General features: G+C 41.8%; 27 protein-coding genes. 22 read left to right on the plus strand and 5 right to left on the minus strand.

The features are described 5' to 3' along the window. Positions 1-41: 41 nt before the first annotated feature. Positions 42-893 (minus strand): bifunctional 5,10-methylenetetrahydrofolate dehydrogenase/5,10-methenyltetrahydrofolate cyclohydrolase, encoded by an 852-nt coding sequence (locus RZ44_RS01855; protein WP_035807850.1) that lies wholly within the window; start codon positions 891-893, stop codon positions 42-44. A 172-nt stretch (positions 894-1,065) separates the two neighbouring features. Here RZ44_RS01855 and purD point away from each other — a divergent pair, with 172 nt between their 5' ends. The 10 genes from purD (at position 1,066) to RZ44_RS01905 (ending at position 11,895) form a co-directional block, all read left to right on the plus strand. Continuing rightward, entirely contained in the window at positions 1,066-2,328 is a 1,263-nt protein-coding gene (purD, locus tag RZ44_RS01860) for a phosphoribosylamine--glycine ligase (protein ID WP_035807853.1), read from the plus strand. A 251-nt stretch (positions 2,329-2,579) separates the two neighbouring features. Beyond that, on the plus strand, positions 2,580-3,836 hold the full coding sequence (auxA, locus tag RZ44_RS01865; protein ID WP_231856240.1) for a lipoteichoic acid stability factor AuxA: 1,257 nt from the start codon (positions 2,580-2,582) through the stop codon (positions 3,834-3,836). Beyond that, positions 3,814-4,707: a formimidoylglutamase gene (locus RZ44_RS01870; RefSeq protein WP_035807856.1), complete on the plus strand. Its 894-nt coding sequence runs from the start codon at positions 3,814-3,816 to the stop codon at positions 4,705-4,707. Before auxA ends, RZ44_RS01870 begins: the two co-directional genes overlap by 23 nt. A gap of 64 nt (positions 4,708-4,771) precedes the next feature. After that, entirely contained in the window at positions 4,772-5,248 is a 477-nt protein-coding gene (locus RZ44_RS01875) for a hypothetical protein (RefSeq protein ID WP_035807859.1), read from the plus strand. Between the two features lie 57 nt (positions 5,249-5,305). Then, positions 5,306-5,572, plus strand: a complete 267-nt coding sequence (locus tag RZ44_RS01880) for a phosphocarrier protein HPr (protein WP_035807861.1) — start codon at positions 5,306-5,308, stop codon at positions 5,570-5,572. Further along, positions 5,572-7,296, plus strand: coding sequence for a phosphoenolpyruvate--protein phosphotransferase (gene ptsP, locus RZ44_RS01885; protein ID WP_035807863.1), 1,725 nt, complete (start codon positions 5,572-5,574; stop codon positions 7,294-7,296). The genes RZ44_RS01880 and ptsP overlap by 1 nt, the downstream gene beginning before the upstream one ends. A gap of 83 nt (positions 7,297-7,379) precedes the next feature. Continuing rightward, complete coding sequence (locus RZ44_RS01890) at positions 7,380-8,678, plus strand: MFS transporter (RefSeq protein ID WP_035807866.1); 1,299 nt, start codon at positions 7,380-7,382, stop codon at positions 8,676-8,678. Between the two features lie 121 nt (positions 8,679-8,799). Further along, a complete protein-coding gene (locus RZ44_RS01895; protein WP_035807868.1) occupies positions 8,800-10,182 on the plus strand; it encodes a cytochrome ubiquinol oxidase subunit I in 1,383 nt (460 codons plus the stop codon). Positions 10,183-10,184: 2 nt separating this feature from the next. Then, entirely contained in the window at positions 10,185-11,204 is a 1,020-nt protein-coding gene (locus tag RZ44_RS01900; protein WP_407927286.1) for a cytochrome d ubiquinol oxidase subunit II, read from the plus strand. 25 nt (positions 11,205-11,229) lie between these two features. Continuing rightward, positions 11,230-11,895: a potassium channel family protein gene (locus RZ44_RS01905; protein ID WP_035807873.1), complete on the plus strand. Its 666-nt coding sequence runs from the start codon at positions 11,230-11,232 to the stop codon at positions 11,893-11,895. Positions 11,896-11,947: 52 nt separating this feature from the next. On the opposite strand, the gene RZ44_RS01910 is transcribed toward RZ44_RS01905, so the two are convergent. The 3 genes from RZ44_RS01910 to RZ44_RS01920 all read right to left on the minus strand — a co-directional run bounded on the left by RZ44_RS01910 (position 11,948) and on the right by RZ44_RS01920 (position 14,850). Beyond that, positions 11,948-12,856: an acetamidase/formamidase family protein gene (locus tag RZ44_RS01910; protein ID WP_035807876.1), complete on the minus strand. Its 909-nt coding sequence runs from the start codon at positions 12,854-12,856 to the stop codon at positions 11,948-11,950. Positions 12,857-12,952: 96 nt separating this feature from the next. Beyond that, the gene (rnjA, locus tag RZ44_RS01915; RefSeq protein ID WP_035807878.1) at positions 12,953-14,632 is read right to left on the minus strand and encodes a ribonuclease J1; all 1,680 of its coding nucleotides are present in this window, start codon (positions 14,630-14,632) and stop codon (positions 12,953-12,955) included. Further along, the gene (locus tag RZ44_RS01920) at positions 14,632-14,850 is read right to left on the minus strand and encodes a DNA-dependent RNA polymerase subunit epsilon (RefSeq protein WP_035807880.1); all 219 of its coding nucleotides are present in this window, start codon (positions 14,848-14,850) and stop codon (positions 14,632-14,634) included. The genes rnjA and RZ44_RS01920 overlap by 1 nt, the downstream gene beginning before the upstream one ends. A gap of 281 nt (positions 14,851-15,131) precedes the next feature. On the opposite strand from RZ44_RS01920, the gene RZ44_RS01925 reads away from it, so the two are divergent. Next, positions 15,132-15,404 (plus strand): hypothetical protein, encoded by a 273-nt coding sequence (locus RZ44_RS01925; RefSeq protein WP_052108732.1) that lies wholly within the window; start codon positions 15,132-15,134, stop codon positions 15,402-15,404. A gap of 50 nt (positions 15,405-15,454) precedes the next feature. Here RZ44_RS01925 and def read toward each other — a convergent pair whose 3' ends face one another. After that, the gene (def, locus tag RZ44_RS01930; protein WP_035807883.1) at positions 15,455-16,006 is read right to left on the minus strand and encodes a peptide deformylase; all 552 of its coding nucleotides are present in this window, start codon (positions 16,004-16,006) and stop codon (positions 15,455-15,457) included. A gap of 110 nt (positions 16,007-16,116) precedes the next feature. On the opposite strand from def, the gene RZ44_RS01935 reads away from it, so the two are divergent. The 11 genes from RZ44_RS01935 (at position 16,117) to RZ44_RS01985 (ending at position 26,787) form a co-directional block, all read left to right on the plus strand. After that, positions 16,117-16,746, plus strand: a complete 630-nt coding sequence (locus tag RZ44_RS01935; RefSeq protein ID WP_035807886.1) for a YkyA family protein — start codon at positions 16,117-16,119, stop codon at positions 16,744-16,746. A gap of 165 nt (positions 16,747-16,911) precedes the next feature. Next, complete coding sequence (gene pdhA, locus RZ44_RS01940) at positions 16,912-18,018, plus strand: pyruvate dehydrogenase (acetyl-transferring) E1 component subunit alpha (protein WP_035807888.1); 1,107 nt, start codon at positions 16,912-16,914, stop codon at positions 18,016-18,018. Positions 18,019-18,020: 2 nt separating this feature from the next. After that, on the plus strand, positions 18,021-18,998 hold the full coding sequence (locus RZ44_RS01945) for an alpha-ketoacid dehydrogenase subunit beta (RefSeq protein ID WP_035807890.1): 978 nt from the start codon (positions 18,021-18,023) through the stop codon (positions 18,996-18,998). Between the two features lie 25 nt (positions 18,999-19,023). Beyond that, the gene (locus RZ44_RS01950; RefSeq protein WP_035807892.1) at positions 19,024-20,334 is read left to right on the plus strand and encodes a dihydrolipoamide acetyltransferase family protein; all 1,311 of its coding nucleotides are present in this window, start codon (positions 19,024-19,026) and stop codon (positions 20,332-20,334) included. Between the two features lie 4 nt (positions 20,335-20,338). Then, a complete protein-coding gene (lpdA, locus tag RZ44_RS01955) occupies positions 20,339-21,745 on the plus strand; it encodes a dihydrolipoyl dehydrogenase (RefSeq protein ID WP_035807895.1) in 1,407 nt (468 codons plus the stop codon). A 64-nt stretch (positions 21,746-21,809) separates the two neighbouring features. After that, complete coding sequence (locus tag RZ44_RS01960; protein ID WP_035807897.1) at positions 21,810-22,085, plus strand: UPF0223 family protein; 276 nt, start codon at positions 21,810-21,812, stop codon at positions 22,083-22,085. Between the two features lie 66 nt (positions 22,086-22,151). Continuing rightward, on the plus strand, positions 22,152-23,237 hold the full coding sequence (locus tag RZ44_RS01965; protein WP_035807899.1) for an ABC transporter ATP-binding protein: 1,086 nt from the start codon (positions 22,152-22,154) through the stop codon (positions 23,235-23,237). Further along, entirely contained in the window at positions 23,238-24,035 is a 798-nt protein-coding gene (locus tag RZ44_RS01970) for an ABC transporter permease (RefSeq protein WP_035807901.1), read from the plus strand. Next, complete coding sequence (locus RZ44_RS01975; protein WP_035807905.1) at positions 24,032-24,817, plus strand: ABC transporter permease; 786 nt, start codon at positions 24,032-24,034, stop codon at positions 24,815-24,817. Before RZ44_RS01970 ends, RZ44_RS01975 begins: the two co-directional genes overlap by 4 nt. Continuing rightward, the gene (locus RZ44_RS01980; RefSeq protein ID WP_035807907.1) at positions 24,814-25,884 is read left to right on the plus strand and encodes an ABC transporter substrate-binding protein; all 1,071 of its coding nucleotides are present in this window, start codon (positions 24,814-24,816) and stop codon (positions 25,882-25,884) included. Before RZ44_RS01975 ends, RZ44_RS01980 begins: the two co-directional genes overlap by 4 nt. 51 nt (positions 25,885-25,935) lie before the next feature. After that, positions 25,936-26,787: a DUF4064 domain-containing protein gene (locus tag RZ44_RS01985; RefSeq protein ID WP_035807909.1), complete on the plus strand. Its 852-nt coding sequence runs from the start codon at positions 25,936-25,938 to the stop codon at positions 26,785-26,787. Positions 26,788-26,937 lie beyond the last annotated feature (150 nt).

The raw sequence follows: 26,937 nt of genomic DNA on the forward strand, positions 1-26,937 counted from the left end.
ATAAAAAGCTCCCTGCACATGCAGGGAGCTTTGCTTAATGCTTATTTATCTTCGTTGTGCCACTTGGCAGCAAGAAGCGTGTTGTTTAATACCATAGTAATAGTTAACGGACCAACTCCGCCCGGAACCGGTGTAATGTAGCTTGCAACTTCTTTCGCGCTTTCAAAGTCAACGTCTCCGACTAATTTTTCGTCAACGACTGTGTTGCCCACGTCGATTACGATTGCGCCTTCTTTTAAGTCAGCTCCTGTAATCAGTCCAGGCTTACCAACAGCACTTACGACAACGTCGAAGTTTTTAAGCTGTTCAACCATGTTCTGAGTACGTGAGTGCATCAGTGTTACTGTTGCGTTCTGATCAGTCAGTAATTTGGCAACCGGCTGACCGACGATGTGAGAGCGCCCGACAACTGCGACAGTTTTACCTTCAAGTGAACCAGTATGTTTTAGCAGTTCCATAACACCGAGCGGTGTACAAGGCACAAACGTACGCTGGCCTGTATACAGACGTCCGATATTAATCGGGCTGAAGCCGTCAACATCTTTATGCGGAGCGATTGCTTCAAGCACTTTATTCTCATCTACCTGATCAGGCAGTGGAACCTGAACAAGAATTCCATTTACTTTATCATCATTGTTAAGTTTTTCAACTGTTGCAAGAACTTCTTCTTCCGAAGTATCCTCATCAAGATGTACGATAGAAGACTCCATCCCGATTTTTTCAGCTGCTTTGTTTTTAGAACGGACGTAGCTTAATGAAGCACCGTCGTTTCCAACGATTACTACTGTAAGGTTTGGTACGATTCCCTGTGATTTTAATTTTTCAACTTCACTTTGTAATCCGGCACGGTAATCCTTGGCGATCTCACGGCCGTTTAATAATTCTGCAGTCATAAAAAAAATCCTCCCTAAAAGTTTGTCTATTTCATTATCTCGAAAAACATAAGAAAAAGCTATAGATATCATTTAATATGTGCATCAGGAAATTAGTAGAGTTTATCTATTTAAGTTATACTGATATTAAGTTCATATTACATAATTGTGACAGTATGAAAGGGGAATAATTATGAACGTTGCAGTAATTGGCAAGGGCGGCAGGGAACATGCCATTGTCAAGATGTTGGCAAATTCTAAAAGTGTTAATAATATTTATGCAATACCGGGGAACGCGGGCATGCGTGAAATATGCGAAGTAATGTATCGAGTCAATGAAGATGACTTCGATGCCATTGCAGGAATATGTATAGAAAAGCAGGTGGACTGGGTCGTCATTGGGGATGCCGGACCATTGTCACTGGGCCTGGCAGATTTTCTGATTGATGAGTACGGCCTGACTGTTTTCGGACCGCGTAAACATGAAGCGCGCATGGAAACGAGCAAGTCTTTCACAAAAAATCTGCTGAAGAAATATAATATTCCTACAGCAGACTTTAAAGTGTTTAACAGTTATGAAAAAGCTGAACAATATATTGAAACGGCAGTACCGCCGTATGTCATTAAAAAAGACGGTCTGACAGAAGGCAAAGGTGTTGTGATTGTAAAAGAGAGCGAGGAAGGCTTAAAAGCTCTGAAAGACCTTGCTGAGTTTTCTGACGAAGGTGAAATGGAGCCTCTCATTTTTGAAGAATATTTAGAGGGCGAAGAGTTCTCGCTAATGGTTATGGTGAACGAGGAGTACACGCATGCCTTCGAAGTAATCGCACAGGATCATAAGAGTGCATTCGGCAAGGAAAAAGGGCCAAATACAGGCGGTATGGGTGCCTATGCACCGGTGACACATATCAGTGAAGCAGTCAGGCAGGAAGCTGTTAAAAATATTATCGAACCGACAGCAGCTGCGATGGTAAAAGAAGGTATGAGTTATTTTGGTATACTTTACCTCGGTGCAATGCTGACAGATGACGGTGTCAAAGTTCTTGAATATAATGCGCGCTTCGGAGATCCGGAAGCCCAGGTGCTACTGTCAATGATAGACAGTGATTTTGCATGTATTCTTGAACATGTGCAGCGGAAAGAACCCGTTAAAATTAACTGGAAAGCCGGTTATACAGTTGGTATTATGCTCGCAACCGAAGGCTATCCGTACGAGTATAAGCGGGGCATTGGTATTGCGTTTACCGATGAAATTATGGACCGGAGTTTTATAAGCGGACTGGCACAGACGGAAAACGGGGATTATATCTCATCAGGCGGCCGGATTATGCTCGTAACAGGCACAGGCGGCACAATCGAAGAAGCGCTCAGCTCCGCATACAGCGGTGTTGAGCGAATTGAATTTAATAAAAATGAAGTGTTTTACAGAACTGACATTGCACACCGTGCACTGTAAAAAATTAAAAGAGGTTAGCGGAATGCTAACCTCTTTTGCATGAGTAAAGAACAATTAAATGATATAATTACTCCTTATCATTCATGTTGAAATCTTAAGTATATTAGTCGTTAATTGTCGGCTGATATCATTAATTATATTATTATCTGTTGGTTAATATATATCCGGATTTCAGAATAGTAAACATAAATATGCGGAAGAATGATTTTTATATGTGAATTTTATATAATGGAGAAGATTGAGGTGACACGATGATAAGTAAATTAAGAAATCGCAGTGAAGTGATTATAAGTTTTGTACTCGGTGTATTTTTTATTGTATTAGGTCTTTTTATTTTATTTAACACCGGTCAGATCAGAAACGAAGAAGAACCTGTGGAAGAAGATAAGATTGAAACCATATTTGATTTAATCAATGCATTTTTCGTTGAAGTATCAAATATGCTGTCGGTAATGATTGGCGGATTTCCTATTCTGGCAGGAATCCTGATTATTCTGTTCGGGCTGTTTATGTTTAAAGTGGGGTCGTGGATTAATACGACGACCAAATACGATGTGCCCCTGACATTTTTCTTTATCGGGCTGTCACTGGTGCTGTTTATCGTCACAACGGTATTAATGACACAGGCATACGGATTATGGGCACTCTTATTCCTTGCAGCATTTATTATACACTTACTGTTCAGTATTTTTAATGAGTATTTAAATCCTGAACACCGTAAAGAACATTACATGATAATACTGCTGTTTTACGGTATTGCATATTTCTTTACGCAGAATGCGGTGTATTCAAATATAGAATCGACAATTACACCGACGGATGTACTGTCGATTAATTTATTCTTTGCACTCGTCTGGGTATCATCATTTATGGCACTCTGGGTTGGAGTGTTCATGCTTAAGGCGAACAACCTCCTGAAAAAACCGGCAGCTGCAGAACCGGAAAAATTATCGAGATTAAATAAGAAAAATAAAAAGATGAATTTTACCCCGGATAAATATCTGGGATTCTCCGGAAAGTTATACGATTTCCGCAATACGATTCTCGATAAGCTGAAGCGGTTCTTTGAAACAGATTTGCCGTCATGGTTTAAAGTCAATTACCTCGAAGTACTTTTCGGCATTATCGTATTGATATTCGTCTTTTTGGAATTTAATAACCGCAACGGCGTCTTTGTCGAAGGTTATTTCCGATTGAACCAGATGCAGACGATATACGAGTGGGTAAATCTGTTTATTACACTCGTGCTTGCCGTGCTGTATTTAGTGTTTACGATAATGAATCTCGTGAAAAATAAATACTATCACCGCCAGATGATCGTTATTTTCGTTCTCTGGCTGAATGTAACGGTAAGTCTGTATATAACTCTGTTTAAGGATGTGGAGTTATCTCTGTTTATTTTACCGTTTAACGTGTTTCTGGTATTACTGCTGACACCGCTTTTACTGATCAGCATATTTAAGGAATTTAAAGGGGAAGATAAAAATGAACCGGACAGAAAAATTTAACTACTCGGGCCGTACGGATGATGCGTCAGTGCATGAGAGAGTGCATCAGATTATTAAGGAATACGGCGGAGAACAGGGTGTACATGTAATTACAGGATTCAGTTCCGATGAAGGCGTCAGGCGGAACAAGGGAACGCAGGGGGCAGCAGAAGGTCCGTTTAAAGTACGTGAAAAGATGGGCTCTTATGCATTTACCGGTGAGCTGTACGATGCAGGTACAGTAATCGGCACTGAGGATCTCGAAGGTTCCCAGCAGAATCTTGGAAATGTGCTGGCTGAAATTTATAACAACGGCAGTTTCCCGCTTATTATCGGCGGAGGACACGAGACCTTTTACGGCCACTATCTCGGAGCGAGACAGGTGTTCTCAGGGAAAATAGCGATAGTCAATTTCGATGCGCATTTTGATCTGCGCAATGAGAGACCGTCATCCGGCACGATGTTTTATCAGATTTTATCTCAGGATAAAAAAGCAGATTATTATTGTCTTGGGCTGCAGCCGCAGGGCAATACGAAAACACTTTACGACACTGCTGATGAATTTGGTGTTAAGTACTATTCAATTGATGAGATTCGTGAAACCGACGCAGCGGAAGAAATATTGGAAGCACTGAAAGGATACGATGCAGTCGTCATGACACTGTGTATGGATTCACTCCAGCAGTCGATTGCTCCGGGGGTCAGTGCACCGAGCCCGAACGGTTACACGGCAGCTGAAATTCACAATCTTATAAAGAGATTTGCCGCCCTCCCGAATCTGAAAAGCTTCGATATTTCGGAAGTTTCACCGCCGCTTGACGAGAATGACCGGACAAGTGCGATGGCAGCAAGCATTCTTTATAAATTTTTAACCGTCAGGCAGTCATATTAAGTTCGAAAAATAAAAAAACGGGTATAGCATATAATATCACTTTACAGACAAAGGAGTATTGACTATGGCCGGACCATTAACACACGCACAAATAGAAGAACGTACGAAAGAAGCACGTGCGCTTGTAAAATCAAAAGCCGGTACATCAGCATTGGCAGCTGCATTACCGATACCGCTGCTTGATATCGGGACAGATATGAAACTGCTGAATGAAATTACCGGAGAGATTGAAGAGATATTTGGTGTTACACACGATGAAATATCGAAATATACCGATGATATGAAGACGAGAGCTGCAGTAATGATTTCAAGTATGGGCGGTGAAATTATTGCCCGTAAAACGATTGGCTATGCAGTAAATAAAATCAGCAGGAAAAACCGTAAAGAAAGCGGTCGCTTTGGAATGATACCGCTCGTTACCCAGGGATCAACAGCATTAATCAGCTATTTTCTGATGAAAAAACTCGGGCATAACCACATTGATAAATGCGTGGAGTATTTAGAGTCTAAAAATTTAGACGGTTCTGTGCAAGATTCTTAAAAGTGGTGTAAAATAGGTGTAATCACTGTGAAATTCACACTTAAAGGAGAAAACATAATGGAAGCAAAGTCATTTCTAATTATAGATGAAACGGGTATCCACGCACGCCCGGCGACAATATTAGTGCAGACAGCAACGAAATTCGAATCGGATATCGAGTTGGAACATAACAGCAAAAAAGTGAATCTTAAATCAATTATGGGTGTAATGTCACTTGGAGTAGGAAAAGGAGCAGAAGTAACGATTCATGCGGACGGCAAAGACGAAGCAGAAGCGATTGAAGCAATTTCTGAAACTTTATCTAGCGAAGGACTGACTGAATAATGCCGGAAATTATTACAGGTTTAAAATTGAGTGAAGGAATCGGCTTTGGAAGTATTTTTATTTCAACGGAAGCAGATATCGAAATCTCGGAAAGGGAAATCGAAGCTGCTGAAATTGATGCGGAAATATCGTCGTACAAAGACAGTATTCAACAAGCTCATATCCAGCTGCGCAAACTGAGAGAAAATGTAGGTGAACACCTCGATGAGGACAGCGCCGCAATTTTTGATGCGCATATTATGATGCTGGATGATCCAGGCTTTAATGAGCATATTATTAATCATATCAACAATCTTAACAACGCAGAGCAAGCAATTCAGCTTGCCGGAGAGGTGTACATTACTAAATTCGAATCATTGGATTCGGAATATATGAAAGCACGTGCACTGGATGTTAAAGATATCTGTATGCGTTTAATAGCGAATGTACAAGGTGTGCAGCTGACTGATTTATCGCGCGTGGACGAACCTGTAGTAGTTGTGGCGGAGGAACTGACTCCATCCGCTTCAGCACAATTGGACAGTAAATATGTAAGAGGTATTATTACTGTAAAAGGGGGCATCACCAGCCATTCTGCTATTATTGCCCGCAGCCTGAACATACCTGCTGTTTCCGGAGCCGGGGATATATTGTCGAAAGTGAATCACGGCGATGATATTATTCTCGACGGCTTTACGGGAGATATCGTACTCGCGCCGACAGAAATTGAAATGGCGGCATACAGCGAAAAGAAAAAAGCGCAGGAACAACGGGAAGAAAAGCTGAAGGATTACATCGGTAAAGAAACGAAGACGCTCGATGGCATTAATATTAGCCTGTATGCGAATATTAAGGGGCCGGAAGATGTTAAAGATGTATCTGACAACGATGCTGAGGGCATTGGACTTTACCGCACGGAATTCCTGTATATGAACAGAATGAACCTGCCGTCGGAAGAAGAGCAGTATAAAGCGTATAAGGCAGTCCTGTCTTCTCAGGGCGATAAACCGGTTATTATCCGCACGCTTGATATTGGCGGTGATAAGGAACTGTCATATTTAAATCTTCCGAAAGAGAGCAATCCGTTTCTCGGAGAGCGCTCCATACGTTTCCTGTTAAAGAATGAAGAAATTTTTAAAACGCAGCTGCGTGCACTGGTCAGAGCAAGTGAACACGGGAATTTAAAAGTAATGTTCCCGATGGTTACGACAATCGATGAGTTTAACCGGGCAAAAGCACTGCTTGTGGAAGAAAAAGAACGCTACGAAACGGAAAACAGCAAAACATTAAATGATATCGCCGCGGGAATTATGGTGGAAACACCTTCTGCTGCGATGATCAGTGATCAGCTGGCAAAACACGTAGACTTTTTCAGTATCGGATCCAACGATTTAATTCAATATACGATGGCTGCAGACCGGCTGAATGAACAGGTAAGTGACTTATATCAGCCTTATCATCCGAGCGTGCTCGGCCTGATTAAAAAAGTGATTGACAGCGGCCGAAATAATGACAAGTGGGTTGGAATCTGCGGAGAAATGGCATGTGATCATAAATCGATTGCACTGCTTACAGGTTTCGGAATCGACGAACTGTCAGTGTCACCTGGAAATATTCTCGGCATCCGTGAATATATTTCAAACATCAAAAAGACCGATATGGAGCAGCTGAGCGAACAGGTGCTGACATGTGACAGTGCGGAAGATGTTTTGTATTTAATCGAGGAACACTTAAACTTAACTTAATCTTAAATATTGTATAGTACACTGGGCATGTAGAAGTTTTTCTGCATGTCTTTTTTTACAAAAAATGAAGGGAAGTTTAATATATGCAGCGACAAAGCCGTAAACCGGCCGTTTTGTTTTTATCACTGCCTGTTCTAGCCTGGGCCTTATTTGATTTTGCCAACACGATATTTTCGGCTAATATTGTGACATTATTTTTCCCGCAATACATAACTGAAATTATTGGTACGGATGCGCGTCTGGAACAGATATCTTCGACGGTTATTGCATACGCCAACGCCGCCAGTGCGTTACTGCTTATTTTATTTTCACCGTTATTCGGAGTATTGATGGACAGAACAGGGAAACGTAAAAAATACATTATCATTTTTACGCTTTTGACAGTAGGGTCATCAATTCTGATGGGGATATTTGGCGGTGTGAATACAGGAACGATATTCGGTATTCCGAACGGACTGTTCCTGACGATTATTCTTTTTGTCTTTGCTAAATTTGCATACAGTTCCGGCAATGTTTTTTACGACGGCATGCTGTCCTCTCTCGGGAATAAAAAAGAGGTGCCTCTTATATCAGGGTTCGGTGTAGCGCTGGGTTATCTGGGCACACTGTTTGGTATATTCTCAGTGCTGATAATTATTGGAGACCACAGTATTCATAACGCATTCTGGCTGAGCGGTATTCTATTTCTGCTCTTTGCGCTGCCATTGTTTTTTATCAACAGAGATCCTGTTCAGAAACCAAAACCGAAACAACAGTTTCTTAAAGGCTATAAAGATATATACAGAACGTTCAGGGAAGCGAGGGACTATCCCTCAATATTCTTTTTTATGATTGCCTATTTCTTTATTAACGATGCGCTCGCAACAGCAATTGCGATGATGCAGCCGTATGCAACAACAGTCGTCGGCTTTGAGGCGGGGGCATTCCTCATCGTCTTTATGGTGGCAACGCTGTTCAGTATTATCGGTGCACTCGTATTTGGTTTCGTAAATCAGAAGTACGGTTCAAAACCTACTTTCAGCATAATCGGTCTGCTGCTCGCATTCGCGATTACAATCGCGGCATTGCCGCTCCCGATGTGGACATTCTGGATTGCGGCGAGTTTATTCGGTATTGCGATGGGATCGGTCTGGGTAGTGTCGCGGACGATTATTATCGAACTGTCACCTGAAGGCAGGGAAGGCCAGTTTTTTGGTTTATTCGCCTTCAGTGCAAAAATGAGTGCAATCGTCGGACCATTTATATACGGCACAATTACATTATTGCTGAGCGATTTCGGTACACTCGCATCCCGTATTGCAATAACGAGTCTGCTTATTATGGTCATTATCGGATTATATTTCCACAGCAAAGTGAAAATACCTCACGATGGGACAGTTTAATAGTTAGAAATAAAAGTATGTTAATTTATTCACAAATATGTCACTAAATTATAGACCTAACCATTTAATAGATGATGGTAAAACAGTTATAATAATAGGTATGAATATGGGGTGAATATAAATGGATGAGGTATTAATTGGACGGGTCCTGACCGGCATGACATTAGGTTTTCATATTATTTTTGCAACTATCGGGGTCGGTGTTCCAATCGTATTTATGGTTCTTGAATTTTTAGGATTAAGAAACAAAGATGCGCAGTACTTAACAATGGCACGCCGTATTGCGAAAGGTTATACGGTAACAGTCGCTGTCGGTGTTGTGACCGGTACGATTATCGGTCTGCAGCTGTCGTTAATATGGCCTGACTTTATGAGGCTCGGCGGTCAGATTATAGCGCTGCCTTTGTTTATGGAAACATTTGCGTTTTTCTTTGAGGCTATTTTCCTCGGAATATTTTTATATACGTGGGATCGTTTTAAAAACCCTTGGTATCACTGGCTTTTAAACATACCAATTGTTCTCGGTTCTACTTTATCAGCAGTGTTTATTACAACTGTGAACTCATTTATGAATACACCGGCCGGATTTGATTTTGAAGGCGGAGAGTTTTTAAATATCGATCCGATTGCCGCGATGTTCAACCCTTCCACATGGGTCAGAGTATTTCACGTTGTCGTTACGGCGTATATGACAATTGCATTCCTAATGGCGACAGTCAGTGCAGTTAAACTGCTGCGTGCATCGCATAAAGAGGATAAGACATATCACAAAAAAGGCTTAAAAGTGATGATGTCAATCGGTATCATTATGGCCGGTCTGACGATTCTGGCAGGTGACCTGTCTGCTAAGTTCCTGCATGAGCATCAGCCGGAAAAACTTGCCGCTTTTGAATGGCATTTTGAAACAGAAGAACGTGCGGATCTCGTGCTCTTCGGTATATTGGATGAAGAAACACAGGAAATTAAATATGAGCTGCGTATTCCATGGGCGCTGAGCTTTTTAGCCGGCAACTCTTTTGACACTGAAGTTACAGGATTAAATGATATCCCGGAAGATGAACACCCGCCGCTCATCATTCATTACTTCTTTGATCTTATGGTGTTTTTCGGTATGTACGGTTTCGGTATTGCAGCGGTGTACTTTATCGTTAAGCTTACGAAACGATGGACGAAAATACATGAGTATCATCCGGGACTCTTATATATGTATGCGCTGGCGGGTCCATTGTCATTCCTTGCAATAGAAGCGGGCTGGTTCCTGGCAGAGATGGGACGTCAGCCGTGGATTGTACGAGGTTATATGAGAGTATCTGAAGCAGTGACAGAGGCGAGCGGTCTCGGTATTACACTGATTGCATTTGCGCTCTTGTATATGGTACTCGGTGTTACTTGTGTTTATGTACTTTTAAGAATGTTTAAAGGCCGGTCAGCGGAGGAAGATAAGCTGAACTGGTACGGTGAGTCCGGTATTGTATCGAAAGGTGAAGGAGGTCGGCTGCCATGATCCTGGATTATGAAATTATCGGTGTCACGGTTCTGTGGACGTTCCTGTATCTGTACGTCATTATCGCATCAATTGATTTCGGTGCAGGATTCTTTAACTTTTATTCAAAACTGACGGGTGACGACAATATTATCAGCCCGATTATCGCACGGTATTTAAGTCCGGTATGGGAGACGACCAACGTATTCTTTGTGTTCTTCTTCGTCGGCATCGTCGGATTTTATCCGGACACAGCGTATTATTTAGGCACAACGCTGTTAATCCCGGGTTCTGTGGCATTAATACTGCTGTCGATTCGCGGTTCGTACTATGCGTTTAACTCGTATAATACCGAAAGCAAATTGTCGTGGTCGGCGCTGTATGGTATAACAGGTCTGCTGATTCCTGCGTCACTGTCTGTCGCGCTTGTTATTTCAGAAGGCGGTTATATTAACGAAACTGCAGCAGGTATTGATTTGAATGTTGAAGAATTGATTTTCAGCCCGTACGGATGGTCGGTCGTGTTTCTTGCAATTATTTCGGTTCTGTATATTTCCAGTGGTTTTCTGACATTTTATGCAGCAAAAGCAGAGGATAAAAAAGCGAGTAATTTAACGAGAACATGGTTTCTCATTTGGACAATTCCGACACTGGTTATTACACAGTTTACATTCCTCGGTCTCAGACAGCATAACTACGAGCACTTCGTGCGGGCGCAGGATTACTGGTATTTATTCGGACTGAGCCTTTTGGCAATGATGACTGCCGTTTTCCTGGTCTGGAAACGCCGCAATTACGGTACCGCATTTATTATGATTATGCTGCAGTACGGTTTTGCATTTTACGGCTATGGAATAAGCAAGTTGCCATATATTCTTTATCCGTATGTAAATATTAATGATGCTGTTGTGAATGAAAATATGGCATTTGCATTGACAGTTGTGTTCGTGTTAGGTTTACTATTATTAATTCCATCATTATTCCTCCTTGCAAGACTGTTCTTGTTCGATAAGGATTATGTAAAAGGGAAGAAAAAATATTAGTTACTTAAAAGAATAGGTTGATACTATGAAAAAAGAAATAGCAGTAATCGGACTTGGCAGATTTGGCGGCAGTATTGTCATGGAGTTAAGCGAAATGGATGCCGAAGTGCTGGTCATCGATACAGATGAAGCGAGAGTTAATGAATATCAGGAGTATTATTCCGAAGGTATTATCGGAGATTCGACAGACGAAGCCATGCTGAAAAGCATCGGGATTCATAATTATGACAATGTCATAGTTGCAATCGGCGATAATATTCAGGCAAGTATTCTGACGACGCTGATACTAAAAGATCTCGGTGTAGAAAAGGTAACCGCAAAAGCACAGAACGCATATCACGGCAGAGTGCTTGAGAAAATCGGCGCAGATATCGTCGTGCATCCGGAACGTGATATGGGACGCAGAATTGCACACAGACTGGTGTCTTCAGCAGTAGTTGAATATTTGGAAGTATCGAGCAGTCATTCAATTATTGAATATAGTGCCAATCTAAAACTTGAGAATAAGAGAATTAACGATCTGAACCTTAAAGACAAGTTCGGTATCAGTATTATTGCCATTAACAGGGATAACGATATTATCGTCAGCCCCGACGGACAGATTACAATACTGACAGGGGATATACTGATTCTTATAGGCAGCGATGCACAGCTGAACAACTTTGAGAATACAATGGAACGTCTTAAATAAGCAGTTATATAAAAGCAGCATCTGTCCGAGACGGACAGATGCTGCTTTTGTGTTATTTAAAATGAATACCGTAATGATCGAGAATATAATTCGGAACAAAGTAGCGTGCAGTTTTTTTCGGGTCGACCACCTGATTGATTTCCGCCTGTCCGGCAAGACTCATCAGCATAGTAAATTCTTCCATACTTAAATCAGTTTTCGGCTGGAGGAGTTCTGCCATTTTACGAACAGAAGTATCGACAGCTGTATCGAGACTTTCATCGGAAACATTGAGGTAGATACCGTCTCTGTTAATGATGACCGGGTGTTCTGTTTTGAGGATTTCGGCTTTCTCAAATGTAACATTGACATTGGCAGTGACCTCAAGACCGGAAACACTGACTTCACCGTCTGCCATTGCAGCGTGAACGTCACCGAGTCCGAACAGAGCACCGTCATGATACACAGGCAGGTACAATGTAATACCCTCTGCCATTTTAAGTGAATCCAGATTTCCGCCGTGAGTATCCGGTGTACCGTTATTTACCGGAGTATCCGGCGGTGCAACTCCAATGACACCAATCATTTTGTTTACAGGAATTGAAAGGCCGTTAAAGTCGACTCTATTATTAGTCGTATCGACATCGTAAATACGCACGAGTGAATTTTCCAGTATATCACCCATAACGCCCATACCGGGACCGGTAACCATCACGCCGGTGTCTGATATGTCGATTTTGTTAATTGTTACTTTTAAAACATCTCCGGCATAAATACCATCTATGTAAATAGGACCTGATGCGGGATTAATTCTTTCCCAGTCGAGTCCGCCGAACGAACTTTCCTCGTCTGTAATTTGGCCTGTAAAGCAGTCGTGTGTTTCAATATCGACAGTATCCCCGAGGCTGACTTTTAATGCTGGTTCATTATCTTTGCTCATTGCATAGAAAAGATTATCTTTTGAAAGCTTGTGATGTGACATTGAAGTTCCTCCTCCATAATATGTATTCATCTTTCATTATAGAGTAAACAAAATTAAAGACAAAAAAAGCACCGGAGGACCGGTGCTCTGAATATATTATTTATCGTCGTTAACTCTCATAATAATTGGAAGAATCATCGGACGGCGTTTCGTTTTGTTGTAAAGGAAGCCGCTTAGTTCTTCAATAATCAGCTGTTTGACGTTGTACCACTCAACATTTTCTTTCGAATCGAGCAGAGTTCTGACTTCGTCACGGATTTTTTTCTCTGCGCTGCGGATCAGTCCGTACGATTCTCTCATATAGACAAAACCGCGGGAGATAATATCCGGTCCGCTTAACAGTTCGCCGGTTTCAAAATCGATTGTCAGGACTACGATTGCAAGACCTTCTTCAGACAACGATTTACGGTCGCGGAGAACGATGTTACCAATATCCCCGATGCCGTTACCGTCGACGAATACCGTACCTGCAGGAACGCGGTGTGAGAATCTTGCACTGTCTTTTGTCAGAGCAAGGACATCACCGATTTCAAAGACGAAAACATTTTCTTCTTTGACACCAGTAGATACTGCGAGTTTCTTATGCAGATCGAGCATACGGTATTCACCGTGAATCGGCATAAAGTACTTCGGCTGAATCAGGCGGAGCATTAATTTCTGCTCTTCCTGTGAACCGTGTCCTGATGTGTGGATGTTTGAAAGTTTGCCATGAATAACATCTGCGCCTGCTTTGTATAAAGCGTTGATCGTTTTGTTGACACTTAAAGTGTTGCCCGGAATCGGAGATGAACTGAAGACTACAGTGTCATCCGGAATGATGCTGATCTGTCTGTGTGTACCGTTTGCAATACGGGACAGGGCAGCCATCGGCTCACCCTGAGAACCGGTACAAAGAATCATAACTTTATGCTTTTCAATCTTGTTAATCATCTTGGGTTCGATAAACGTCTCCGGCGGAGCAGTGATATAGCCGAGTTCCTGACCAATCTTAATGTTATTTTCCATGCTTCGTCCGAAAATACAAATTTTACGGTCAAATTTCACCGCTGCTTCAATGGCCTGCTGAACACGGTAAATGTTCGATGCGAATGTTGCAAAGATAATACGGCCGGTACATTTACGGAAGATATCCTCAACGTTCTGACCGACTTCTTTTTCACTGATTGTGAAATTAGGAACAGTGGCATTAGTCGAGTCGGAAAGAAGTGCGAGCACGCCTTCTTCACCAAGTTTAGCCATTTTTGCAAGATTTGCGGGTTCGCCGACCGGAGTGAAGTCGAATTTGAAGTCTCCTGTGTGAACGATGTTGCCTTCCGGAGTACGGACAATAACACCGTAGGCTTCAGGGATAGAGTGAGTTGTTAAGTAGAACTCAATATCCATGTGCTTAAATTTCAGAACTGTCTCTTCCTCGATTGGAATTAACTCAGTCTGATTAAGGAGGTGATGTTCCTCAAGCTTGTTGCGGATTAATCCTAACGCAAGCGGTCCCGAATAGATAGGCACTGAAATTTGTCTCAGCAGGAATGGAATACCGCCGATGTGGTCTTCATGACCGTGTGTCACGATAAGTGCGCTGATTTTATCTTCGTTTTCTTTTAAGTAAGTGTAATCAGGAATTACGTAATCGACGCCAAGTTCATCATCTGTCGGGAACTTGACCCCCGCATCGATAATAATGATTTCATCTTTGTATTCGACACAATATGTGTTTTTCCCGATTTCTCCCAGTCCCCCAAGAGCGAATACACCTACTTCATTTGATTCAAGTGTCATTACGCGATAGTCTCGACTTTGAAATCGTCGTTGTTGTTCTGTTCGTATTCCAGATGCGCGGGACTAAGTGCCTGGATAAACTCGATGTTGTTATTGTTCGCTTTTAAATATTTACGAACTTCTTCTTCTGTTTCTGCTTCGACATAGCGGATCTGCGTGTCTTCTCTAATGATACGCGTGTCCATGTCTGTTTGGAAAAATACTTTAAATACTGCCATAATTTATGACTCCTTTATTAGTTATTATCATTATTAAATTAAACGTAAAAAATAAAAATATGTGCCTAAATATTTAAGCACATTATTTAGGGAACTTATTTACCCTTCATATATTCATTGCGCAATAAACCTTTTCTGCCCAGGATGCTTTTCAACTTTTTCATCAGTTTCTCTCGTAACCTTTTCAGCATACTATCACACCCTTATATACTTACTATCATTTTACAATATAGACTCTGTACTTGCAAAGACTTTATAATAGGAAGAGGGGAGGGGAAACTGTGAAGATAGAACAGATAATGACAAAGGTTAAAAATGAGAAGATGCGAAGCGATAAAATGTTCACGGGTATAGAGTTCAATGTGCGGGATGAACAGGTGGTCATGAACTATGTTTATGCGGACTACGGAAGCGGTGAGGGTACGAATACCGAGATGTACATGCCGCACGGTGGGGACCCGGAATTTATCAGTGAGGAAGAAATGAATATGCTCATTGAGAAACTGCGCGATAAAAATATTGGATATAATATCAGAAAAGACGATTTTATTTAACAGAGCAAAAGACGGCACCCGGTAAAGGTGCCGTCTTTTATACTGTCATTTTACTCGAGCGGCTGTGCGTCGCCGGTCGGATCGAATGGTGCTTCTTTATTAATGTGATCGTAGAACATAACCCCGTCAAGGTGATCGAGTTCATGCTGCAGTACGACAGCCAAAAAGCCTTTGGCTTTAATTTCGACTTTTTCACCGTCAATCGACAGCCCGCTGACGCGGATGCGCTTCTTACGCTGTACGATGCCTTCAATTTCCTTATCCACACTCAGACAGCCTTCGCCGCCCGGTAAATAAGTTTCATTAACAGAATGACTGATTACTTTCGGATTGATCAGCATATAATCATATTCCGGATCTCCGTTCTCATCTGTCACGTAGACAGCAAGCATACGCTTGTCGAGACCAATCTGCGGCGCGGCAAGTCCGACACCGGCTCTCAGTCCGTATTTTTCACTCAACTCCGGATCCTGTGAATTGATAAGGTATTCCCTCATACTTTTCAATTCTGATATAGTCTGTGGGTCAATTTCAGCCACTTCTCTTACTTTTTTACGCAGTATCGGATGACCGTCGCGTACAATATTTTCCATAGTCAGCACGATAAAACCTCCTCCGTTTCAAACACTCGGTTTATTATACAATATATTTGCGTTAAAATGGTATTGGAAATACTGTTAAACAATTAAATTAACATGGGGGTACATTTTAGGTGAAGAAACTTATTTTAATGCTGGGCGGAGCGGCACTGTTTTTATCTGCGTGCAGCAGCGCTGAGGCGGAACTGAACGAATTTTATGATGCATTCACGGGGAGCCTGAGTGAAGAACAGGGACTTGGTGAACTGAATGACCAATATAATGAACTTGAAGGTAAGAAAGCATCACTTCAGGAAGATCTGAACAATGCTGACATTGAAGCAATTAATAATATCAGCGGTGAGCTTCAGAGTAACACGTCGGAACGCCTTGACCTGCTCGAAGAAGAACGCGGTCTGATTGCAGATTCAAAAGAAGCTTTTGAAAAAGCACATGAAAAAGCGGAAGAGATTTCCAATGAAGAGTATAAAAAAGAAGCAGACTCTTTAGTCGCAGCGATGAATGCGCGTTTTGAGGCGCATGAAACGATGACTGATACATATACAGAAGCACTTGAAGCAGAACAGGCACTTTTCGAGTATTTAGGTGAAGAAGAGATTACTCAGGATGCAGTCGACGAGCATTTAAACAAAATTGCAGAGTACAGCGAACCGATTAACGAAGCGGCAGAAACATTTTCGGCAGAAACGGAAAAAATTAATCAGCTGAAAGGTGAAATTGAACAAATCCTTGAAAACAACTAAGAATTTAAAAGTGTTACTATAACAGTTATAACTGTACTACTACTGAAAATACTGACATATCAACTCTGTTCCAAACTGTTATACCTTAGCTTGGTTTACTGTTAGAACAGTAGTGTGATAAACTGAAGGTAATAACAAACAAATTAGAAGGGATTGTGAACACACATGGCAGCAAACAAGAAATTGAATCCGGTTGATGTTCTTTCTGAAATCGAAGCGAAATTTGAAATGCTTCAGGTTCTGAATGAAAAAGGCGAAATCGTCAATAAAGACATGGATCCAAAATTATCTGATGAGGAACTCGTTGAGTTAATGACGAGAATGGTTTGGACAAGAGTACTGGATGAACGTTCGACGGCACTTAACCGTCAGGGGCGTCTTGGATTCTATGCTCCGACAGCAGGTCAGGAAGCTTCTCAGATCGCAAGTCACTATGCATTATCTGAAGGGGATTACGTACTTCCGGGATACCGTGATGTACCACAGCTTATCTGGCACGGTCTTCCGCTGACAAAAGCATTCTTATTCTCCCGCGGACATTACAAAGGAAACCAGTTCCCTGAAGGTGTAAACGCGCTGAGCCCGCAAATTATCATCGGAGCACAGTACGTACAAAATGCTGGTGTGGCACTTGGGATTAAAAAACGCGGCAAAGAGAACGTAGCAATTACGTACACTGGTGACGGCGGTACTTCACAGGGTGACTTCTATGAAGGAATTAACTTTGCAGGAGCATACAATGCACCGGCAATCTTCGTTATCCAAAATAATAACTACGCTATCTCTACACCGAGAGAGCTGCAGAGTAAAGCTGCAACTCTTGCGCAAAAAGCAGTATCAGCAGGTATTCCAGGCGTTGTCGTAGACGGTATGGACCCGCTTGCAGTTTACAAAGTTACAAAAGATGCACGTGACCGTGCAGTTGCGGGAGAAGGCCCGACACTCATTGAAACAATGTGCTACCGTTACGGACCGCACACAATGGCCGGGGACGATCCGACTCGTTACAGAACTTCCGACGAAGACTCAGACTGGGAGAAAAAAGATCCGATCGTACGTTTCCGTACTTATTTAGAAGGCAAGAAGCTATGGTCTAAAGAAAAAGAAGAAGAAGTGATTGAGCAGGCTAAAGCAGATGTGAAAGCTGCACTTAAAGAAGCCGACGCAACTGAAAAACAAACAGTAACAGGACTGATGGATCTGATGTACGATGTAAAACCATCTAACCTGAAAGAGCAGTATGAGTACTATAAAGGAAAGGAGTCTAAATAATTATGGCACAAATGACGATGATTCAAGCTATTACTAATGCTATGGCAACAGAACTTAAAAATGATGAAAACGTTCTTGTTTTTGGTGAGGACGTTGGTGTTAACGGCGGGGTATTCCGTGCAACAGAAGGTTTGCAGGAAGAATTCGGTGTTGACCGCGTATTCGATACACCACTTGCAGAAAGTGGTCTGGTGTCATTAGGTTTAGGCTTAACTTTAGAAGACTACCGCCCGGTAGTTGAAATACAGTTCTTCGGTTTCTTATTTGAAGCGATGGATGGTATTGCAGGACAGATTGCACGTCACAGAATCCGTTCAGGTGCATCGAAGTCTGCTCCAATCGTTATCCGTGCACCATTCGGCGGCGGAGTTAATACGCCTGAACTGCACGCAGATTCACTGGAAGGTCTGATGGCCCAGACTCCAGGTTTACGTGTTGTTATCCCGTCAAACCCGGTAGATGCAAAAGGTCTGCTAATTTCAGCGATTCGTTCAAATGATCCTGTCATTTTCCTTGAGCATATGAAGTTATACCGTTCATTCCGTGAAGATGTTCCTGAAGAGGACTACGAAGTGGAAATCGGTAAAGCAAGCGTTAAACAGGAAGGTACTGACATTACACTGATCGCTTACGGTGCAATGGTCCAGGAAGCAATGAAAGCTGCAGAAGCGCTTGCTGAAGAGGACGTGAGTGCGGAAGTTATCGACCTTCGTACTGTTTCACCTGTTGATTACGAGACGTTAATCGAATCTGTTAAAAAGACAAACAGAGCAGTAGTTATCCAGGAAGCACAGCGTCAGGCCGGTGTTGCAGCAAACGTCGTATCTGAATTATCAGAGCGCGCAATTCTGCACCTTGAAGCACCGATTAAACGCGTTACTGCACCGGACACAGTATATCCATTCACTGCAGCTGAAAGTGTGTGGCTGCCGAACAAAGATGATATCATTGAACGTGCAAAAGAAGTGCTGGATTTCTAAAGTCTAATAAATAGGAGGAATAGTTATGGCATTTGAATTTAAACTCCCGGACATCGGTGAAGGAATTCACGAAGGGGAAATCGCAAAATGGTTAGTAGCCGAAGGCGATAAAATTAACGAAGATGATGTATTGGTAGAAATTCAAAATGATAAAGCAGTCGTAGAAATTCCATCTCCGGTAGATGGGACAATTTCTAAAATCCATGTCGAAGAAGGCGAAGTTACTACTGTCGGGACGACAATTGTAACGATTGATGACGGCAGCGAAGATTCAGGTTCTGATGAAAAGTCAGAAAACAAAGCTGAAAAACCTGCAGATGATGCAGCGAAACCTGCTGAAGAAGAGAAGGTTTCTGAAGAAACTCCGAATAAAGAAGACAAAAAAGCAGATACTGATGCAGCAGACAGCGATAAAATTGTTATTGCAATGCCTTCTGTACGTAAATTTGCACGTGAAAACGGTGTAAATATTAAAGAGGTTGCAGGTACTGGTAAGAACGGCCGAATCCTGAAAGAAGATATCGAGAACTTCGGAAAAGAATCTGTTAAACCTGCAGAGGCTGAAACTGAATCTTCAGAAGAAACTGCTGAACCAGCAGCTGAGAAGAAAGCACCTGCCAAACAGGCGACGGGCGATCTTGAAACACGCGAGAAGATGAGCGGTATGAGAAAAGCGATTGCGAAAGCAATGGTTAATTCTAAACACACATCTCCTCACGTTACACACATCGACGAAGTGGAAGTTGATGCACTGTGGGATCACCGTAAGAAGTTCAAGGAAATTGCAGCGGAGCAGGGTGTTAAATTAACATTCCTTCCTTATGTTGTTAAAGCACTTGTATCAGCACTTAAGAAATATCCTGAACTTAACACTTCAATTGATAATGAAACATTTGAAGTCATTCAGAAACATTACTATAATGTAGGTATTGCGGCAGATACTGAAAAAGGTTTAGTAGTACCTGTTGTAAATGATGCTGACAAACTTTCAATGTTCGAAATTTCTGATGAAATAAACGAACTGGCTACAAAAGCACGTGACGGCAAACTTTCATCAGATGAGATGAAGGGCGGTTCAGTAACGATTTCGAATCTTGGTTCAGCAGGCGGTAAATGGTTCACACCTGTTATCAACCAGCCGGAAGTTGCTATTTTAGGAATCGGACGCATCGAAGAACAGCCTGTTGTCAAAGACGGAGAAATTGTCGCAGCGCGTGTTCTCGCACTATCACTAAGTTACGACCATAGACAAATTGATGGCGCAACAGCTCAAAATGCTTTAAATCACATTAAGCGTCTGCTTAATAATCCGGATTTATTATTAATGGAGGGGTAGTAAAATGGTAGTTGGAGATTTTCCTATTGAAACAGATACAATTGTAATTGGTGCAGGTCCCGGCGGATATGTCGCTGCGATCAGAGCTGCACAGCTTGGCCAGAATGTAACACTGGTTGAGAAAGGCAACGTGGGCGGAGTATGCTTAAACGTCGGATGTATTCCTTCAAAAGCAATGATTTCATCAGCTCACCGTTACCAGGAAGCTCAAAACTCTGAAGACATGGGTGTTATTACTGAAGGCGTTAAATTAGACTTCTCTAAAGTTCAGGAGTTTAAAGACAGCGTAGTAAACAAACTTGTCGGCGGTGTTGACATGCTCCTTAAAGGAAACAAAGTCAACGTTGTTAAAGGTGAAGCTTACTTTGTAGACAGCAACAAGCTAAAAGTTATGGATGACAAGCAGTCACAGACTTACGAGTTTAAAAATGCAATTATCGCAACTGGTTCACGTCCGATTGAAATTCCAGGATTTAAATTCGGCGGCCGTATTTTAGATTCTACCGGTGCACTGTCACTTGAAGAAGCGCCTGAGAAACTAATCGTTATCGGCGGCGGATATATCGGTACTGAGCTTGGTTCTGCTTATGCCAACTTTGGTACTGAAGTGACAATTCTTGAAGGAACACCTGATATTTTAGGCGGTTTCGAAAAACAGATGACTCAGCTTGTTAAGAAAAACCTTAAATCTAAAAATGCTACGATTGTAACTAAAGCAATGGCTAAATCTGCTGAAGAAACTGACAACGGAGTTAAAGTAACTTACGAAGCTAAAGATGAAACTCATGAAGTTGAAGCTGACTACGTACTTGTTACTGTAGGCCGCAGACCAAACACTGATGAACTTGGTCTTGAAGAGTTAGGAATTAAAATGACTGACCGAGGTTTAATCGAAGTTGATAAACAGTCACGTTCAAGCGTATCCAATATTTATGCTATCGGTGATATCGTTGACGGACTTCCACTTGCCCACAAAGCAAGTTACGAAGGTAAAGTTGCTGCTGAAGCAATCGCAGGCGAAAAATCAGAAGTTGATTACATCGCTATGCCAGCAGTATGTTTCACTGAGCCGGAACTGGCTACAGTGGGTTACAATGAAAAACAGGCTAAAGACAAAGGTCTTGAAGTTGTTACAGGCAAGTTCCCGTTCCAGGCTAACGGCCGTGCACTTGGACTTAACAAAACAGACGGTTTCGTTAAAGTTGTCGCACGTAAAGAAGACGGTCTCGTGATCGGTGCTCAGGTTGCAGGTAACGGAGCTTCGGATATTATTTCTGAACTTGGTCTTGCAGTTGAAACTGGTATGACACTTGAGGATATCGCTCTAACAATCCATGCGCACCCTACATTAGGTGAAATTCCTATGGAAGCAGCTGAAGTTGCTTTAGGACGTCCGATTCACTCAATGTAATTTTATAAATTTTAAAGGTCAGGGTTAATTACTCTGGCCTTTATTTTATTTGGAGGTAATTATAATGAATAATGAATATTCGTATCCGCTCGATTATGACTGGAGTACTGAGGAAATACTGCATGTAATGTCGTTTTATCAGGCTGTTGAGATCGGTTATGAGGAAGGTGTGCTTGCAGGAAAGTTCGAGGAAGCATACAGGGATTTTAAAGAAATCGTCCCGTCAAAATCAGAAGAAAAAACACTGTTTAAAGAGTATGAAAAAGTCAGTGGCATGGTCCCGTATCTGCTGATTAAACAGCTGAAAGATGCAGCACCTTCAGATATAATTAAGCCTTAAAAAAAGATTGTCATACTGCAGCGTCCTCGCATATAATAAATTGAATGATTACAGGGGAGGTCAGCTATGACAGTTATTAAGCTTCACAATATTACGCAATCATATAATGATAATAAGATACTGCATAATATAAATTATACGTTTCAAAATAATAAGTTTTATACAATTCTCGGTCCTTCGGGCTGCGGGAAGACAACTGTATTAAAGCTCATCGGCGGTTTTATTCATCCAACCGGCGGTGAGATTTTTTTCGGCAATACAAAAATGAACGGTGTCGGTGCGAACAAAAGGAAGGTAAATACGGTCTTTCAGGATTACGCACTGTTTCCCCATCTGAATGTATACGAGAATATCGCATTCGGCTTAAAAGTTAAAAAAGTAAACAAAAAAATAATCGATGAAAAAGTACTGGAAGTATTAAAGCTCACAAACTTAACGGAATATAAATACCGGGACATCAGTGAATTATCCGGCGGTCAGCGCCAGCGTGTTGCAATTGCACGGGCAGTCGTAAATGAGCCGGACATATTGCTGCTCGATGAACCGCTGTCAGCACTTGACCAGAAACTGCGTGTGGATATGCAGTATGAACTGAAGGAAATGCAAAAAAGACTGGGAATCATATTTATTTTTGTGACGCATGATCAGGAAGAAGCGCTCGCTTTAAGTGATGAAATTATCGTGATGCAAAAAGGGAATATCGTCCAGGCCGGTACACCGAAAGATATATACGATGAACCGCTTAACAGATATGTTGCGGACTTTATCGGTGAATCAAATATCGTCAGAGGCACGATGGTGGAAGATATGAAAGTAGATATATACGGGAAAACATACGGATGTATTGACGGGGGCATTAATCCCGGTACTCCGGTCGATGTAATGATTCGTCCCGAAGATATTTTTATCGTTAAACATAATGAGGGAAAGCTGAACGTGACTGTCGATTCAACATTGTTCAGGGGTGTACACTATGAAATATGCTGTATCGACGAAGATGGATATGAATGGGTGCTTCATTCGACGAAAAATGCAGAAACAGGCAGCAGGGTATCGCTGAATTTTGAGCCGGAAGATATTCATATAATGATTCCGGGTGAGGACGAAGATGAATTTAATGAACGGCTTGAGTCATTCCAGGAGGAACAGTAGATGAAGCGTTTAATAGCCGTTCCTTATTTTATCTGGATGCTGCTGTTTGTTATCGTTCCGCTTCTGTTAATGACCGGTTACAGTTTTATTGATTTATCCGGAAATATTACGCTTGGAAACTATGCTGCATTCCTGTCTGAAAATTATATAAAAATGACCGTTTCATCTTTCTGGTATGCATTTTTAATTACGCTGTTTACTCTGCTTGTCAGTTATCCGCTGGCTCTTGTAATCAGCAGCACGAAAAGAAAAGCGATGTGGCTCCTGATTATCATACTGCCGACATGGATTAATCTGCTGTTAAAAACGTATGCATTTATCGGTATTTTCGGCCGCAGGGGTGTCGTGAATGATATTGCCGCATATATCGGGCTTGGTGAATTTCCGCTTCTGTTCAGCGATGCAGCTTTTATCATAGTGAGCGTATATATATTTATGCCGTTTATGCTGCTGCCTGTATTTAATGCAATTGATGATATCGATAATAATCTGCTCAGTGCAGCAAAAGATCTTGGGGCGAACAGCATGGAAGTGCTGTTCAAAATGATTATGCCGCTGTCTTTGGAAGGTGTAAAAACCGGCGTCCAGGTTGTATTTATACCGTCACTCAGTCTGTTTATGATTACCAGACTGATTACCGGCAATAAAGTAATCACTCTCGGCACAGCAATTGAACAGCAGTTTTTAACTAACGAAAACTGGGGAATGGGTTCGACAATCGGTGTATTTTTAATTTTAATTATGCTGATTGTTATGATCTTTACCGGCGGCAGCAGAAAGCAGGCGGGTAAGATATGAGGAAACTTTCAAATTACTATCTGACACTGGTTGTAATTCTGCTGTATTTCCCGATTTTTTACTTAATGTTTTACTCTTTTAACAGTGCCGGCAGCATGAGCAGTTTTGATAGTTTTACTGTCGAACACTACCTGAATATATTCACCGATACGCGCCTGATTGTGATTATTCTTAATACACTGGCGGTTGCATTAATTTCAAGTGCAGCTGCAGCATTAATCGGCCTCGGCGGTGCATTGTTTTTATACAATGTGAAACACAGTACGAGACATCTGCTGTTAAGTATTAACAATATAATGATCGTGTCGCCGGATGTGATAATCGGTGCATCTCTGTTAATTCTCTTTACAGTTCTCGGTATTTCACTGGGGCCGGTTTCTGTAATACTTGCGCACATTGCATTTTCGGTACCGATTGTCGTGCTGATGATACTGCCGAAGCTCTACAATATGAACCGTTCACTTGTCGATGCAGCAAGAGATCTCGGTGCGGATTCAAAGACGATAATACTAAAAGTAATTATTCCTTTTATAAAGCCGGGTATTATAGCGGGATTCTTTATGGCACTGACATATTCACTGGATGACTTTGCCGTGACATTTTTTGTGACGGGAAGCGGATTTTCCGTATTGTCAGTTGAAATATATGCTATGGCACGGAGAGGAATCACACTGGAAATTAATGCGGTATCCACGCTGATATTTATATTTGTCCTTTCTCTCGTATTTATATACTATCTACTGAGTACGCGTAACCAGATGAAAAGAGGTACGGTGAAATGAAGACATTTATCAGCTTAATTACAGTCTCCGTTGCAGCAGGATTACTGCTGTTTGCTGCTGCAGATATGCTTGAACAGTCTGAAGGAAGTTCAGACAATACATTGTATGTTTATAACTGGGGAGAATATATCGATCCTGAACTGCTGGATGCCTTTTATGATGAAACCGGAATTCGCGTCGTCTACGAAACCTTTGATTCAAACGAAGCAATGATGGTTAAGGTGAATCAGGGCGGTACACCTTACGATGTCATTTTTCCGAGTGAGTATACTGTTGAGAAAATGGTTAAGGACGACTTAATTATGAAACTCGATTACAGCAGGCTTCCGAATGCTGCAAATATCGATCCGGACATTGCAGCGCGGATGCCTGAAGCGCTTATCGAATATTCTGTACCGTATTTCTTTGGTACAGTCGGGATTTTATATAATGAAAACACTGCATCTGACCTTGATTTTTCAACCTGGAACACATTGTGGAATGAATCTCTGAAGAATGAAATTCTAATGGTGGACGGAGCGCGCGAAGTGCTGGGTATGTCCTTAAACAGCCTGGGGGAATCACTCAACGAAACAGATGACAAAAAGCTGACTGCAGCTACGGATAAACTGCTGGAACTTTCGCCGAATATAAGAGGTGTTGTCGGCGATGAAATTGCTGCGATGATGACGGAAAACGAAGCAGAAGTTGCTGTCGTATGGAGCGGTATGGCGCAGGATATTATGTGGGAAAATGAAGATTTGAATTATACAATACCGTCTGAAGGGTCGAATCTCTGGTTCGATGCGATGGTGATTCCGAAAAGTTCGACCAATCAGGACGGTGCCTATCAGTTTATTAACTTCCTGCTGGACAGTGAGAATGCGGCACAGAATACGGATTGGGTCGGCTATGCGACACCGAATGCAGCCGCGCTGGAATTGATGGACGAAACGGTACGTGAAGATGAAAGATTCTACCCTGCAGATACGCAGCTGGAAACTTTGGAAATGTACAAAGACCTCGGTCCGGAGATGATCAGCCGATACAATGAACTGTTTTTACAATTTAAAATATCACTTGATTAAAGAAGGTTCAGTATGGGTATTAATCAATAAAGACAAATTAGGAGGATTATTATGGCAAAAGAGTACACACAAACAGTAAAACCTGTCAGCCGTATCGCTGAAAGAATTTTCGGCTGGCTCGGCTGGCTTCTGCTGCTGGCATTTACAGCAGGAATATTGTTTTTCTCATTAGTTACTATGAATGATCAGGCAACAATTGACAATGTTACAACACAGTTGGAAGCGGAACTTCAGACGATGGAACTGCAGGGTGCCGATCCGCAGGCTGTTATCGATATGACACTTGGCTTCCTCGGTAATTTCTGGATGATTTCATTGTATCTGGTACTGCCTTTAATTATTTCACTAATCGGTTTACTGAATATGCGACGCAGAATTTTAGCAGGAATACTGTTGCTGCTCGCAGCAATTTTAGCAGCACCGTTAGTAGTGACGTTAATTTCTTCACTGTTCTTCGTTATCGCAGCAATTCTGCTGTTTGCACGTAAAGACCTTGTAGTGAAAAATGAACATCCTGAAGATGCTTATCCGCGTGATGACCGCGGGAGAGGTAATGACTACAATGCACGTGATGACTATCGTCATGAACAGAGCCACAGACATGAGGAACGCCGTACAGCAGTTCCGGCTGACGATGATGTTAAACTGCATGAAAAAAGAGATTCTGAATACGGCTACGATGATAAATCAAGTCATGATGATATTGAAAGTACACGCAAGTTCAGCCGTATCGACGAAGATGAAGTGAACGCAGTGGATGATAACATTGACTCTCGGAACATTAACCGTCCGGTAACCGAAAATGAATATAACCGTAACAGCGGTGTGGATTTTGACGAAGCGGACAGGGAAGACCCTGCACGTACGAGAAGAGATAACGTAGACCGCAGAAACCGTAATTAAGAATTATTTTGACCGGAAGAGTTTAAAAGCTCTTCCGGTTTTTTATTTTGTAAAATTTTACACATAATTATAAAAGTGATATGTAAACGTTAACAACATGATTGTTTCAATAGTTGAAGAATATTATATTTATTATCAGTTGTCTGAATT

Source organism: Jeotgalicoccus saudimassiliensis, assembly GCF_000756715.1.
GTDB classification, from domain to species: domain Bacteria; phylum Bacillota; class Bacilli; order Staphylococcales; family Salinicoccaceae; genus Jeotgalicoccus; species Jeotgalicoccus saudimassiliensis.

Bases quoted from the DNA above. Each gene is read 5' to 3' on its own strand.
- lpdA (WP_035807895.1), top strand. From the start codon at position 20,339: ATGGTAGTTGGAGATTTTCCTATTGAAACAGATACAATTGTAATTGGT.
- RZ44_RS01890 (WP_035807866.1), top strand. From the start codon at position 7,380: ATGCAGCGACAAAGCCGTAAACCGGCCGTTTTGTTTTTATCACTGCCT.
- RZ44_RS01910 (WP_035807876.1), bottom strand. From the start codon at position 12,856: ATGTCACATCACAAGCTTTCAAAAGATAATCTTTTCTATGCAATGAGC.
- RZ44_RS01945 (WP_035807890.1), top strand. From the start codon at position 18,021: ATGGCACAAATGACGATGATTCAAGCTATTACTAATGCTATGGCAACA.
- RZ44_RS01975 (WP_035807905.1), top strand. From the start codon at position 24,032: ATGAGGAAACTTTCAAATTACTATCTGACACTGGTTGTAATTCTGCTG.
- RZ44_RS01905 (WP_035807873.1), top strand. From the start codon at position 11,230: ATGAAAAAAGAAATAGCAGTAATCGGACTTGGCAGATTTGGCGGCAGT.
- RZ44_RS01960 (WP_035807897.1), top strand. From the start codon at position 21,810: ATGAATAATGAATATTCGTATCCGCTCGATTATGACTGGAGTACTGAG.
- RZ44_RS01985 (WP_035807909.1), top strand. From the start codon at position 25,936: ATGGCAAAAGAGTACACACAAACAGTAAAACCTGTCAGCCGTATCGCT.
- ptsP (WP_035807863.1), top strand. From the start codon at position 5,572: ATGCCGGAAATTATTACAGGTTTAAAATTGAGTGAAGGAATCGGCTTT.
- auxA (WP_231856240.1), top strand. From the start codon at position 2,580: ATGATAAGTAAATTAAGAAATCGCAGTGAAGTGATTATAAGTTTTGTA.
- RZ44_RS01875 (WP_035807859.1), top strand. From the start codon at position 4,772: ATGGCCGGACCATTAACACACGCACAAATAGAAGAACGTACGAAAGAA.
- RZ44_RS01920 (WP_035807880.1), bottom strand. From the start codon at position 14,850: ATGGCAGTATTTAAAGTATTTTTCCAAACAGACATGGACACGCGTATC.
- RZ44_RS01880 (WP_035807861.1), top strand. From the start codon at position 5,306: ATGGAAGCAAAGTCATTTCTAATTATAGATGAAACGGGTATCCACGCA.
- RZ44_RS01870 (WP_035807856.1), top strand. From the start codon at position 3,814: ATGAACCGGACAGAAAAATTTAACTACTCGGGCCGTACGGATGATGCG.
- RZ44_RS01970 (WP_035807901.1), top strand. From the start codon at position 23,238: ATGAAGCGTTTAATAGCCGTTCCTTATTTTATCTGGATGCTGCTGTTT.
- RZ44_RS01950 (WP_035807892.1), top strand. From the start codon at position 19,024: ATGGCATTTGAATTTAAACTCCCGGACATCGGTGAAGGAATTCACGAA.
- rnjA (WP_035807878.1), bottom strand. From the start codon at position 14,632: ATGACACTTGAATCAAATGAAGTAGGTGTATTCGCTCTTGGGGGACTG.
- purD (WP_035807853.1), top strand. From the start codon at position 1,066: ATGAACGTTGCAGTAATTGGCAAGGGCGGCAGGGAACATGCCATTGTC.
- RZ44_RS01980 (WP_035807907.1), top strand. From the start codon at position 24,814: ATGAAGACATTTATCAGCTTAATTACAGTCTCCGTTGCAGCAGGATTA.
- RZ44_RS01855 (WP_035807850.1), bottom strand. From the start codon at position 893: ATGACTGCAGAATTATTAAACGGCCGTGAGATCGCCAAGGATTACCGT.
- RZ44_RS01965 (WP_035807899.1), top strand. From the start codon at position 22,152: ATGACAGTTATTAAGCTTCACAATATTACGCAATCATATAATGATAAT.
- RZ44_RS01895 (WP_035807868.1), top strand. From the start codon at position 8,800: ATGGATGAGGTATTAATTGGACGGGTCCTGACCGGCATGACATTAGGT.
- pdhA (WP_035807888.1), top strand. From the start codon at position 16,912: ATGGCAGCAAACAAGAAATTGAATCCGGTTGATGTTCTTTCTGAAATC.